Below are 12,382 nucleotides of genomic sequence, written 5' to 3' on the forward strand. Positions count from 1 at the left end.
CCGAAGTTCACGGCCGGCACGGAACGGCGCTCGCGGCCTGGACCAGCCCGTCCGCCACCCGCCAACGCCCCTCGAAGGAGACCGGGCCGGCGCCGTCGGCAGTCGGCCCTGAGGCCGACAGCCGGGCGGCAGGAGGGTGATCACGGGCCGGGCCTGTCGAGCTCCGCCATCACGGCCTCCACCGCCTCCAGGGTGGGTGCGTGGTTGATCATCTCGAAGTGGTCCACGGGCACCGCGTACTGGCGGTAGTCCGGCAGGCCGAGGTCCGGCCAGTCGACCACCGGTCCGGGTGTGGCGGCGATGTCGGCGGGGTCGTCCCGGTCCTCGGTGGAGAAGAGCCGGACCGGGAAGTCGGCCGGCGGCGGGGCGTAGCCGGAGATCGCGGCGCCGACCGAGCCGAAGACGCGCACCCGGGCGTCGAAGTCGGCCTGGTCCTCGCCGGTGCCGAGCTCCCGGAGCACGGCCTCGGCCCCCCGCTCGGCCACCTCGGCCGGCAGGCCCGCCTCGGCGACGAGCTGCCGGAACTTCTCCCGCATGCCCTGCTCGACGGTGAGCGGCGGGCAGTAGAGGGAGGTGTTGAGCAGCAGCAGCGAGCCGATCTCCCAGCCCCGGCTCTGCAAGGCCCGGGCCAGCTCGTACGCGAGGATGCCGCCGACGCAGTAGCCGGCGAGGTGCAGGCGGCGCGGCAGGTCCGACGCCTCCAGGACCTCGACGAACTCCGCCACCTTCTCGCCGAGATCGCTGCTCGGCGGGCCGTCCTGGGGATTGAGACCGCGCGCCTGGAGGCCGTGCACGGGCCGGTCGACCGGGCTGCCCCCGAAGCGGTGCAGCCCGACCACGCCGCCGCTGGCAGAGGGCACCAGCAGCAGCGGTGTCCCGGCGCCGGTCGCGTTGAGGGTGACGAGCCGTCCGTCGGCGGTGACGGTGTCCTCCCGGAGCGCGGAGCCGATGCCCCGGAAGGTCCGCAGCTCGTAGATCCGCTGCAGTGAGACCTTGACACCGGAGGCGCCCCGTAGGGCGCTGGCCAGCCGGGCCGCCTTCAGGGACGTGCCGCCGGCGGCGAAGAAGTCGGCGTCCAGGGCAGCCGGCGGCTCGCCGAGGATGCGCGACCACTGGGCCGCGACCAGGGCGTCGACCGCGTCACGCTCTACGAAGGCAGGCAGCACGGCTCTTCCCTCTCTCCGGCGCCCAGCAGGTCGGTGAGCAGGGCCTTCACCACGGGCGCGCGAAACAGCTCCTCCGCCGTCACGTCGAACCGGTGCACGGCCCCGGAGCCCGGCCAGTCGAGCGCCTCGCTCAGCAGGACGTGCGTGGGGGCCGGCGGGGCCTGTGGGGGCACGGCCGCGGTCAGGGTGAAGCTCAGCCAGGCGCGCTGCCCCTCGGTCAGTTCGACCAGGATCTCCTCGTCGAGCTCGGGCGAGCAGCCGACGACCACCGAGAGGAGGAAGGAGCTGGCCAGGGCGAGCGCGTCGCCGGCCGGCAGGCCGGTGATCGCGGGCACCTCGGCGGACTCGTCCATGGCCAGGGCGAGGTCGGCCAGCAACTCCTGCGGGGCCTGGGGGTCGGCCGGCGCCGGGTCGAGCACGATGAGCGGGACGTCCGGCACAGGCAGCGCCTCGACCAGCGCCGAGGCCAGGCCGACGGCCGAGCAGTAGGCCAGCACCGCGACCGGGGGCGGCCCGGCGGCGGTGATCCGCTCGGCCCAGTGGGCGGCCTGCTCGGCCGTACCGGCGACGCTGTCGGCGAGGCCGGGGTAGTGCAGCGGGTCGATTCTGAGGGTCCGCTCCTGCCAGCCGTCGGGAAGGATTCCGCCGAACGTCCTCGGAGGCATCTCGTTGCCGAACTCCAGGACCACAAGGGGTCGCTGACTTTTCATCACTCCGCACTCCTGACGGCTTCGTCGACCATGGCGGAGAAGTCCGCGAGGACGGGATGGTTGAAGATGGTCTGTAGCCCGATCTTGATGCCGAACTGCTCACGCGTCCGGGACACCGCCCGGGCGGCGATCAGCGAGTGCCCGCCGATCTCGAAGAAGCTGTCGCCGGAGCCGGGGAGGTTCCCGGTCAGCTCGGACCAGATCGCGGCGATCCGTCCCTCGGTGGTGCCGGGCAAGGAGGGCTCGGCCGGGGCTTCGACCGGGGCTTCGAGCGGAGTGTCCAGCAGCGCCTTCCGGTCGATCTTGCCGTTGGGGGTCAGCGGCATCGCGGCGAGCCGTTGCAGACCGGCGGGGAGCATGTACTTCGGCAGCTGGCCGGTCAGTGCGGTGCGGATGGCGCCCGGCTCGGCCTCCCCGCAGAAGAAGGCACGCAGCGATCCACCGTCCTGGTCCGGCAGGTGGATGACGGCTGCCTGGTCCACCCCGGGAACGGCGAGGATCTCCTGCTCGACCTCGGCCGGCTCCACCCGGTGGCCGCGGATACTGACCTGGGCGTCCCGCCGCTCCACGAACTCCAGCTCGCCGTCGGCCGTCCACCGGCAGATGTCGCCGGAGGCGTACCAGCGGCTCCCCTCCTCATCGGGGACGAACTTGCGGCTGGTGAGCTCCGGATCGTTCCGGTAGCCCAGGGCCAGGACGTCGCCCCCGATCAGCAGCTCCCCCGGGACACCGGGGTCGGTGACCGCGGCCCCGTCGGCGTCCACCAGCCGGGCCCGGGCACCGGTGATGGGGCGTCCGATCACCGGTGCGCCCTCGGTGGGGCGGCGGCGCAGGTCGTCGCTGGCGGTGGTCACCACGGTGGCCTCGGTCGGACCGTAGTGGTTGAACACCGCAGCGGGGAAGGAGGCCGGCGGGTTCACCCGCAGGCGGTCTCCGCCGGTCAGCAGGACGGCCAGGCCGGCAGGCGGGTCGGGGAGGGCGAACAGCTGCTCGGCGAGCGGGGTGCTCAGGAAGCAGTGGGTGACGGCGCTGCGCCCGATGAACTCGGCGATCACCGCGCTGTCGACGAGCATCCGCTCGGTCGGCAGCACCAGCGTCGCCCCGCCCGCGAGCGCCGCCCAGACCTCCCAGACCGTGGCGTCGAACCCCAGCCCGGCGAAGGCACCGACCCGCACCCCGGGCCGGGTGCCGTAGGCCGCCCGGTGCCAGGACACCAGGTTCGCCAGCCCCGCGTGACCGACCTCCACGCCCTTGGGCGCACCGGTCGAACCGGAGGTGTAGATGACGTAGGCCAGCGGGGCCGGCCGCACCGTCGACGGGGACGCCCCGGTGGCGGGGCCGTCGAGCACCGGAACCCCTGCGGGCACCCGCCCGGCGAGCCCGTCCTGCGCGAGCACGGCGACCGGCCGGGCATCGCGCAGGATCGACTCGATCCGGCCGTCCGGCAGCGCCGGATCGAGCGGCAGGTACGCGGCGCCCGCGAGCCAGCTGCCCAGCTGCGCGACGACGCCCTCGATGCCGCGGTCGAAGAGCAGAGCGACCAGGCAGCCGCTCCGGTGGCCCTCGGCCTGCTGGATCCGCCCCGCCACCACGGCGGCTGCCTCCAAGAACTGACGGTACGTCAGCTTCTGTGCGCCGCACTCGATCGCGATCGCGTCCGGATGCGCGTCGACGGTTCGCCTGAGCAGGCCGACCACCGTCCGCTCGTTCACGGTGTCCTGCATGAGAGATCACTCCTATTCCCGGCAAGCAGTTCCTGGTACACCCGGGCGACGCGCTCCACCACGTCCCTGCCGACCCGGTGACCCTGGTGGGTGAGGTCCACCCGCAGGCCCCCGGAGGGCAGCGGCCACACCTCACAGACCAGTTCGTTCATGGCCGGCACGGCCGCCGGCGCATACGGCTGGACGGTGCACCCCGGCAGTTCGAGCCGCACGTCCTCGTTGCCCTGATAGGCGAACAGCGTCTGGTAGAGCGGGTTCCGGCCGGTCCTCGGCGGCCGGACCTCCCGGACCACGTCGGCGAACCGCACATCCTGGCGGGCCAGGGCCGCCGTCACCACCGGAAGGGCGGTGCAAAGGGCGTCCTCCGGGGTCCGGCACCCGTCCAGCGCCGGCAGGCGCAGGCAGAGGGTGTCCACCAGGCAAGAGACCGCCCGGAGCGCCTCCTGGCCGAACCGGCGGGCCAGCGGTACCCCGATCCCGAAGTCCCGCTGCCCCAGCACCTCGGTCAACGCGGCGCCGTAGCAGGCCACCAGCGGGGCGAAGAGCGTGGCGCCGGCCCCCTGGGCCAGCTCGGAGAGCGCGGCGACGGCCTCCGGCCCGACGGTGAAGACCACGGGCTTCGCGGCCCCGGCCGGCGGCACGGCCCCGGCCGGCGGCGGGAAGTCGAGCTCGGGCAGCCCGGCCAGCGTCGAGGTCCAGTACCGGAGTTGCTCCGGGTGGCCGTCCGGGCTGCTCAGGGCCGCCTCCTCGGCCAGCCGCCGCAGACCGGGGGACGCCTCCGCGAACTCCGGTACCGCTCCCCGGGAGCGGGCCTCGTACGCGTGCGCCAGATCGGCGACCAGGAGCCCCTGGGACCAGCCGTCGAACGAGACGTGGTGCACGGCCAGCCCCAACAGCCCGGTCTCGGCGTACACGCAGCGCCAGACCTCGCCGTCCTCGATCCGCAGCGGCCGGCCAAGCGCCCGGTCGAACCGGTCCGCGGCGACCGTCTCCACCCGGATGCCGTCGACCGGCCCGGGCAGTACGGCGACCGGGTCCTCGTCGACCCGGTAGGCCGCCCGGAGGCCCTCGTGGCGCTGGTGGAGATCGTTCAACGCGGCTTCAAGAGCCGGGAGTTGAAGTTCCCCGGAGACCCGCCAGGCCACCTGGCAGACGGCTGACGGGTCGTCCGGCAGCAGCTCGTGCTGCAGGCAGAAGTTCGCCTGGACGCCGCTCAGCGGGACCGGGCCGGTCTCCTCGGCCTGACGGCTCACCGGCAGTGCGGCGGCCGATTCGACCAGGGCCAGCAGGCCGTTCAGGGTCGGGGTCCGCAGGAAGGCGGAGGCCGAGATCCGGCGGCCCGTCCGGGCCTCCGTGCGCGCACACAGCCGCAGCGCGTCCAGGGACGTTCCGCCCAGGGTCGCGAACGGGACCTCCGGCGCCGCCTCCCACCCGACGATCCGGGCGTACTCCTCGCGGGCGATGCCCTGGTGGTCCCCGGAGGACGGACCCGCGTGGGTGGCTGCCGAGGAGGGGCCCACCGGAGCAGGCGCCCGGGAGAGGGTGGCGAGCAGTGCGCGGGTGTCGGCCTTGCCGTTCGGGGTAAGCGGGACGGCCGCCAGCTCCCGCAGTTCGGCGGGCATGCAGTGGGTGGGCAGGGCGGCGGCGAGCCCGGCGCGCACCACCTCCTCGGTGAGCGGCTGGGCGTTGGCCGCCCGCACGTAGAACAGCGCCATCCGAGAGAGGGCGCCGTCCTCGCCGGGCACCGGCACCGCCACCGCGCGCTCCACCGAGGGCAGGGCGAGGCAGGCGTTCTCGATCTCCAGGGGCTCGATCCGGTAGCCGCGGATCTTCACCTGGCGGTCGGCCCGGCCCCGGTAGTGCAGGATCCCGTCGGGCGTCCGGAAGCCCAGGTCACCCGTCCGGTAGACGCGGGTCGGCACACCGTCCAGCCCGACCGTGACGAAGCGGGCGGCGGTCTCGGCCGGCTGGCCCAGGTACTCGCTGGCCAGACCGGCGCCGGCGACGCAGATCTCGCCGGTCTCCCCCGGGGCGCAGCGCGCATCGCCGTCCAGCAGGTGGATCTCGGTCTGCGGCACGACCCGGCCGATCGGGATGCCGTCCGGGCGCTCGGTGTCCGCCAGGGTGACCGGGTGGGTGGCCGCGAAGACGCAGGCCTCGGCCGGACCGTACCCGTTGACCAGCCGTACCGAGGGATGGCGGGTGAGGAACTTGCGGATGTGGTGCTGCGACACCCGCTCCCCGCCGATGAGCAGTTGGCTCATCCCCTCGAAGCAGGAGAGGTCCTCGTCCACGAACATGTTGAACAGGGAGGAGGTGAGCCAGGCGGTGTCGACCCCGTGGTCGCGCACCAGCGCGGCCAGGCCCCCGGGCAGCAGGTACTCCTCCTCCATCAGCGCGACCGTCCCGCCGCTCACCAGCGGGCCCACCACCTCCAGGGTCAGGGCGTCCCAGTACAGGGAACTGACCGCCGCCGTGGTGTGGCCGGCGCCGAGGTCGGCGAAGGATCCGGGCCGGAAGAGCCGGACCGCCGCCCGGTGGGGGGAGACCACCCCCTTCGGCGTGCCAGTACTGCCGGAGGTGAAGAAGACGGCGGCCGCCGCGGCAGGATCGCAGGGCACCTCGGGGGCCCGGCGCCCGCGCCGCACCGCGGCCCCGATCGAGGAGAGCGCGCCCGGCCAGCACGGAACGCCCAGGTCCAGCGGAATCTCCGCCGCCAGCACCGGCGGCTCCAGCTGCCCGATGATCGAGCGGAGCCGCTCCTCGGGCCAGGCCGGGTCGAGCACGGCGTACGCGGCCCCGCACTTGAGGATGGCGAGGATGACCGCCACGAACCGGGGGGAACGCGGCATCAGCACCGGGACGCGCGTGCCCGGGCCGACGCCCGCCGCGTGGAGGTCGGCGGCGAGGTCGTCACTGGCCAGGTGCAGCTCCCGGTAGGTCACCCGGAGGTCACCCTGCCGCAGCGCGATCCGCTCGGGGTGCCGCAGGGCGTGCCGGGTCACCGACTCGTGGATCAGCCGGCTCTCGGCAGGCTCCGGGCGCTCGCTCGTAGCTCGTGTCATCCCAACTCTCATTCAGGGTGCGACGGTCAGCCGTCAGGAGGCCGTGCCGCGCACGGCGAGGTGTTCCAGGACGGTGATGCCGAAGTGCTGCCTGGTCACCGGCTGCCCGTCGAGGACGAGGCCCGCCCACCCACTGCCGAGGCGCTCCAGCACGATCTCGGACTCCAGCCTCGCCAGCCCGGCGCCGAGGCAGTAGTGCGCGCCGAAGCCGAAGGTGAGGTGCCGTCTGATCTCGCGGCCGTAGTCCAGGAGGTCCGGGTCGGCGAAGACGGCCGGGTCACGGTTGGCCACCCCGAGCATCAGCAGGACGAGATCACCCTCCGCGATCAGGTGGCCGGACACCTCCACCGGAGCGGTGGCGACCCGGGCCACCTGCTGGACGGAGGTGTCGAAGCGGAGCAACTCGTCGACCACCGATGCCGGTTCACCGCTCTGGAGGCCGGCCCAGGCGTCGGCGTGCAGCGCGGCCCGGACGGCCTTGCCGATGAAGGTCGAGGTGGTCTCGAACCCGGCGTAGATCAGCAGGCTCGCGGTGGCCCAGATGTCGGCGGCCTCGATGGCGCCCTCGCGGTGGGCGTTCCGCAGCAGCCAGAGCCCGGTCCCCTCCCGGACCTCCGAGCGCAGGGTCTCGTCCACCACGTCCGCGATCTCCTGCAGGGCGCGGTGGCCCCTGGTCCTGACCTCCGGCAGGTAGTCCGCGATCAGCAGCGCCGCGATGTCGGGCGCCCAGTCGTGCAGCCGGGGCGCGACCTCCTCGGGCAGGCCCAGGATCCGGCAGATGACCCGGCTGGAGAGCGGGACGGCGAGGTCCGCCATCACCTCCAGCCCGTCCGTCCGCCCCGCCAAGAGCTCGTCGACCAGCTCCTCCACGACGGGACGCATCGCGGCGAGCCGCTCGGCCGCGAAGAGCGGCGCGACGATCCGGCGGGCAGCGGCGTGCTCGGGGTCGTCGTTGAACATGAACCACCTGCGCACGACCTCGGCGGCCCGGCCCTCGCCCTCGCCCGCCCGGTGCAGCGAGGTGGTGCCCCGCTGCGGCCAGGCGGCCGACAGGGCCGGGTGACGCAGCAGGGCCGTCGTCTCGCGGAACCCGGAGACGATCCACACCTCCAGGTCCTCGTCCCAGCGGACCGGTTCCTCCCCCCGCAGCGGGAGGTAGTCCGCGCAGGGGTCCGCCGCCAGGCGGTCGTCGTCGCGGTAGGGGCAACGCGCGGCCTGATCCACCGTCACTTGGTGCCCCCCGGGAACTGGTCGACCCGGCGCAGCGGGGCGTACCCGATCTCGTCCAGGGTGCTCGGCGCCCCGTCCGCGAGGCTGACCAGGACGGCCTCTACGGTCGCCAGGTACAGCCCGATGAGCTCGGGGCGCAGATAGTCCCGGCTGGCGGTCAGCGAGAGGTGCAGACCCGCCCCGGTCGCCGCGCGGAGGTTGAAACCCGGGCTGGCCTGCCAAGCGTTCGGCGCCCATTCGATGCCGTCCAGGACCGGCGATCCCGGCTCCGGGGCCTCGGCGATCTCGCCCAGGAAGTTGAAGTAGCAGCCGAACAGCAACGGGTCGGGGTTGGGGTGGCCGACGGCGGTCAGCCGCTCGCGCAGCTCGTCCATGCTGTAGCTGCCGTGCAGGAGGCGTTCGAGACCGGCCCGGTAGACCGCGTGCAGGACGGTGTCCGGGTGGGTCCCGCGGTCCGCCGCGACGGTCATCGGGGCGAGCTGGTTCATGCTGCTGACCAGGGTGTCCCAACGCCGGTCGGTCCGGTTCCCGGCCACCAGGCCGAGGGTGACCCGGTCACGGCTCTTCAGCCGGAACAGGCCGAGCGCCGAGGCGCCCAGGACGACGGACTGGACGGAGACGCCGAGCCGCTCGGCGATCCGGACGGCGGCCGTCATGGCCACCTCCGAGTAGAGGCTCGCCTTCACCCGGAGGCTGGTGTCCCCGGCCTGCCGGTCCTCCTCCACGAAGCCTTCCCAGGCGTTGAGCCAGTACTCGATGGTCCGACGGCGCTGCCGCTCCTGCGCACGCTGGGCCAGGGCGAGTTGGACCGGCTGCGGCACCGGCTCCGATCCGAGCGAACCGCCGGCCAGCAGGGTCCGGAACTGCTCCTCCAGCAGCGCACAGGCGGCGGCGTCGACCGCCAGGTGGTGCAGGACGCAGACCAGGTGGCGGGGCGTCCCGGCGTGCGTCGCGATCACCGCGCGCCAGGAGTGCTCGGACTCCACCCGGATCTCCTGCTCGGCCATCTCCTCGGCCAGGGCCTCGGCGGCCTCCGTGGTCCCGTCCGGGAGCTCCACCTCGTCGAGCCGGACCGGCTCGAAGGGCTGGACGATCTGCAACGGCTCGGCCGGGGTCCGGTCGTAGACCGTACGCAGGGCCTCGTGCCGCTCGACCAGCGCCGACCAGGCGGCCGTGGCCCCGGCGGCCGTGGTGCCGGCCGGCAGCGCGTAGACCGCGGTCAGGTTCCCGTCGCTCTGTTCGTCCGGCGCCGACAGCTCCAGGTCGCGGATGACCGACAACTGACCGAAGGTCACCGGTGCTATGGTCGGGCTCAACTCGACTCACCCTTCGTGCAGACCGCCTCGACGGCGGCCACGAGTTCACTTTCGGCGGCGTGCAGGAAGAAGTGGTCCCCGTGGATCTTCCGGACGCCGAAAGAACCGTCCGTGTAGTGCGCCCACTCCTCGACCGAGGCCAGGTCCGCCTCGTCGTCCGCGTCCCCGTAGAACGCCACCACCGGGCAGCCGACCCTACCGGGGGTGCCGGTGCCGTACTCACCGAGGATCCGGTAGTCGGCGCGGATGACGGGGAGGTAGATCTCCATCAGCTCCTCGTTCTCGAGCAGCTCCTGTGGAGTTCCACCCAACTCGGCCAGCCGCTCGGTGAGTTCGGCGTCGGAGAGTCGGTGGGTATCCGCATCGGCGCCCAGCAGCCGGGGGGCACGGCTGGCCGAGAGCAGCAGTGCCGACGGCTCCGGGTCGCCCTTGGCGCGCAACAGCTTGGCCAGCTCGAAGGCGATCACGGCGCCGTAGCTGTGGCCGAACAGCGCGTACGGCGAGCCCGGGTCGAGCTGCTGGTACAAGTCGGCCAGCAGCGCTGCCAGTTCGTCGATCGGCTCCTCCACGCAGCGGGAGCCCCGGCCGGGGAGCTCCAGCGGCACGACGGTGACGTGGTCCGGAAGGTGCTGCTGCCACGAGTCGTAGACGCGTGCCGAGCACCCGGCGTAGGGAATGCAGTAGAGGTTCAATTCGGCACCTTCGTACGGAGGATGTGGTCGACCAGCCCGGCGGCTGTCGGGTTCCGGAAGATCTCCTTGATCGGCACCCGGACGCCGAGGCCGTCGGAGAGCCGCTTCTGGAGCACCGCCAGGAGGGCCGAATTCCCACCGGCGTCGAAGAAGTTGGCGTCCTCGTCGACGGACTCCAGCGCAAGCGTCTGCCGCCACGCCTCGGCCACGAGTGCGCGGACGTCCCCCGGGGCGGGCGCCGCGGCGACCGGCACCGCCTGGCCCCCGACGGCCAGGCCGGCGGCCAGGGCGATCCGGTCCACCTTTCCGGCGGTGGTGCGGGGCAGCTCGGGTAGGGCGGTGATCCTGGCGGGGCGGTGACTCGTCGGCAGCCGGTCCTCCAACCAGCCCTGGAGGTCCGCCTCGGTCCGCTGCACCACGAAGGCCACCAGTGCCGCGATCTCGGGCCGGTCGGCGTCCTGGAGCAGCACGACGGCCTGCGAGACGTCCGGGTGCTCCTCCAGGACGGCCTCCACCTCGCCCAGCTCGATCCGGTGTCCGCGCAGCTTGACCTGGCTGTCCAGGCGGCCGAGGAACTCCAGTGCGCCGTCCGGTCCCCGCCTGACCAGGTCCCCGGTGCGGTAGACGCGGCGGCGGCCGTCGGGGGTGTCACGCTGCGGGAAGCGTTCGGCCGTCAGCTGCTCCCGGTTGAGGTAGCCGTGCGCCAATCCCGTTCCGTGGAGCAGGAGTTCACCGGTGTCGTCGATAAGGACGCCCACCCCCGCCAGCGGCTCGCCGAGCGAGATCCGCTCGGCGGAGACGATCCGCGCCGCCGTCGCCCAGATGGTGGCCTCGGTCGGGCCGTACACGTTCCAGAGCTCGCTGCACCTCGGCAGCAACTCCCGGGCGAGGCTCGGGGTGAGCGACTCCCCGCCGGTCCACAGCCGGGCACCGGGCGCACCCGTCCAGCCGGAGGCCGTCAGCATCCGCCAGAAGCTGGGGGTGGCCTGGACGACGTCCGGCGCGGCCGCCGCCACCAGCTCCGCGAAGGCGAGCGGATCCGCCCGGGTCTCCTCCGGGACGGCCGTGAAGGAGGCCCCCACGGTCAGCGGGAGGAGCAGCTCCGCCAGTGAGATGTCGAAGGACAGTGCGGCCATCGCCAGCACGCTCTCGTCGGCCGCCAGCCCTGGCTGCTCGGCCAGGCCCGCGAGCCGGTCGACCAGGGCCTCGTGGCCCACCATGACGCCCTTGGGCTGCCCGGTCGAGCCGGAGGTGTACAGGACGTAGGCGATCCCGCCCAGGTCCGACTGCCCCGGCGGCGACGGGAGGCCGCTCTCCTCCAGTGCGAACTCGGCCTCGGCCAGCTCGCGCAGCAGCAGGGCGGGGCGGGCGTCGTCGAGGACCCGGGCGCGCCTGGCCGCCGGGCTCTGCCGGTCGAGCGGCAGGACGGCGCAGCCGGCGGCGATCGCGGCGAGGATGCCGACGGCCCCGCTGAACCGGCTGGACGCGTCGAGCGCCACCAGGGAGCCCGGCCGGACCTTCGCCGCGATCCGATCGCCGAGGTCTCCGGCCAACGCGGAGACGTCACGGTAGGTGTAGGTCCGCGCGGCCCGGGCGGCCACGGCCCCGGGCGTCCGCTCCACCTGAGCCTGGACGACGCTCCACACTGTCTCCACGCGAGCCCCCTGAGTTCGGAAAGTACTGGTCAGTGGCCGACGGCCGGAAGTGCCCGGGAGATGCTCCGGAGCACGCTCTCCCGCTCGGCGTTGAGGAAGAGGTGACCGCCGGGGAAGATCTCCACCTCGGTCCGGCCGGTGGTCAGCTCCGCCCAGCCGTCGAGGTGCTCCACGCTGACCCTGGGGTCCGCGTCGCCGCCGAAGGCCGAGACCGGGCAGCTGAGCAACTCGCCCGGGCGGTAGACGTAACCGGCGAAGAGTGAGAGGTCGGCCCGGAAGGTCGGCAGGATGAAGGTGACGAAGTCCGGGTTCTGCAGCAGCTCCTCGGGCGTGCCGTTGAGACGGCGCAGCTCATTGATCAACTCCTCGTCGGAGAGGTCGAGCTCACTCAGCTTCCGGGACTCGTGGGACGGCAGTGCCCGGCAGCCGGACACCATGACCCGGACCGGCTCCAGCCCCTGCTCACGCTGGAGCCGGCGGGCGAGCTCCCAGCTGACGATGGCGCCCATGCTGTGCCCGAAGAAGGCGAACGGCCGGTCCAGGTACGGGAGCAGGGCCGGGACGAGGGCGTCCAGCAGCTCGTCCAGGTCCGCGATCGGCCGATCGAAGAAGCGGTCCTCCCGGCCCGGCAGCTGCACGGCGAACGCCTCCACCCCCTCCGGGAGTCCGGCGCCCCACCCCCGGAAGACCGAGGCACCGGCCCCGGCGTACGGGAAGCAGAAGAGCCGGATGCCGCCGGGCTCGGTCCGGCCGGGAATCGGCCGGACCCAGCTCTGGGCCGTCTGCGGTGGTGCCGAGCGCATGGGGTTCCGCTCCTACTGGTC

9 protein-coding genes are annotated in these 12,382 nt (G+C 73.4%); all 9 read right to left on the reverse strand.

Annotated elements, in window-relative coordinates:
* Positions 1-140: 140 nt before the first annotated feature.
* Genes ACWDAK_RS28770 through ACWDAK_RS28810 form a run of 9 tightly spaced genes read right to left on the reverse strand, consistent with a single transcriptional unit; the run spans position 141 to position 12,361 of the window.
* Positions 141-1,166 carry a thioesterase domain-containing protein gene (locus tag ACWDAK_RS28770; protein WP_427395210.1) on the reverse strand — a complete coding sequence of 342 codons (1,026 nt, stop codon included), beginning with the start codon at positions 1,164-1,166 and terminating at the stop codon, positions 141-143.
* The gene (locus tag ACWDAK_RS28775; RefSeq protein WP_427395209.1) at positions 1,148-1,876 is read right to left on the reverse strand and encodes a hypothetical protein; all 729 of its coding nucleotides are present in this window, start codon (positions 1,874-1,876) and stop codon (positions 1,148-1,150) included. Before ACWDAK_RS28775 ends, ACWDAK_RS28770 begins: the two co-directional genes overlap by 19 nt.
* Entirely contained in the window at positions 1,876-3,600 is a 1,725-nt protein-coding gene (locus tag ACWDAK_RS28780; protein WP_427395208.1) for a non-ribosomal peptide synthetase, read from the reverse strand. Before ACWDAK_RS28780 ends, ACWDAK_RS28775 begins: the two co-directional genes overlap by 1 nt.
* Positions 3,585-6,665 carry an amino acid adenylation domain-containing protein gene (locus ACWDAK_RS28785; protein WP_427395207.1) on the reverse strand — a complete coding sequence of 1,027 codons (3,081 nt, stop codon included), beginning with the start codon at positions 6,663-6,665 and terminating at the stop codon, positions 3,585-3,587. Before ACWDAK_RS28785 ends, ACWDAK_RS28780 begins: the two co-directional genes overlap by 16 nt.
* A gap of 33 nt (positions 6,666-6,698) precedes the next feature.
* Positions 6,699-7,895, reverse strand: a complete 1,197-nt coding sequence (locus tag ACWDAK_RS28790; protein WP_427395206.1) for a cytochrome P450 — start codon at positions 7,893-7,895, stop codon at positions 6,699-6,701.
* A complete protein-coding gene (locus ACWDAK_RS28795) occupies positions 7,892-9,190 on the reverse strand; it encodes a condensation domain-containing protein (protein ID WP_427395205.1) in 1,299 nt (432 codons plus the stop codon). The genes ACWDAK_RS28790 and ACWDAK_RS28795 overlap by 4 nt, the downstream gene beginning before the upstream one ends.
* A gap of 17 nt (positions 9,191-9,207) precedes the next feature.
* Entirely contained in the window at positions 9,208-9,903 is a 696-nt protein-coding gene (locus tag ACWDAK_RS28800; protein WP_427395204.1) for a thioesterase II family protein, read from the reverse strand.
* Positions 9,900-11,558, reverse strand: coding sequence for a non-ribosomal peptide synthetase (locus tag ACWDAK_RS28805; protein ID WP_427395203.1), 1,659 nt, complete (start codon positions 11,556-11,558; stop codon positions 9,900-9,902). Before ACWDAK_RS28805 ends, ACWDAK_RS28800 begins: the two co-directional genes overlap by 4 nt.
* 29 nt (positions 11,559-11,587) lie before the next feature.
* On the reverse strand, positions 11,588-12,361 hold the full coding sequence (locus ACWDAK_RS28810) for a thioesterase II family protein (RefSeq protein WP_427395202.1): 774 nt from the start codon (positions 12,359-12,361) through the stop codon (positions 11,588-11,590).
* Between the last annotated feature and the right edge of the window lie 21 nt (positions 12,362-12,382).

Source organism: Kitasatospora sp. NPDC001175 (assembly GCF_053598215.1).